A 521-nucleotide genomic window follows, 5' to 3' on the forward strand; every position below is an offset into this window, starting at 1 on the left:
ATGAGACAAGGACAAAACTCTTAAAATCGTTAGATTTATATATAAAGAGCCATATATATTTAATTATAGTTATAAATTTTTTTTTGGTGTTTTAAGATGGTTTTAATAAAAGAACAAATTAATCAAGAATATTGGTTTACAGAAAATCTTTCAAAGTTAATTCCGACTGATCATATTTCTCGTGAAGTCATTGATTTCGTTGATGAACATTTTGATGATTATTTCGATACCGTTTCTGATAAAAAGGAAGGAAGACCTAAATATTCTGCTAAAACATTGTTAAAAATTCTAATTTATGCTTCTGTTGACTGTGTAACTTCTACAGACCGCATTTACGAACATTTGAATTTTCATCAGATTTATCAGTTTGTTGCAGGAGGATTAATACCATCTGCAAGGACTTTAAGAAGATTTAAACAAAATTGTGGATATTTAATTGAAAAAATGCATGAAGATTTGCTTAAAGAAGCTGAAAAAGAAGAATTAACTGATTTTAATCATATAAGTATTGATGGAACCAT

At 27.1% G+C, this 521-nt stretch carries 1 protein-coding gene; it reads left to right on the forward strand.

The features are described 5' to 3' along the window. Nucleotides 1–96: 96 nt before the first annotated feature. A partial coding sequence (locus MBCUR_RS03600; RefSeq protein ID WP_169805789.1) for a transposase occupies nt 97–521 on the forward strand: 425 nt, incomplete at its 3' end.

The sequence above is a fragment of the Methanobrevibacter curvatus genome (assembly GCF_001639295.1).
GTDB classification, from domain to species: Archaea; Methanobacteriota; Methanobacteria; order Methanobacteriales; family Methanobacteriaceae; genus Methanoflexus; species Methanoflexus curvatus.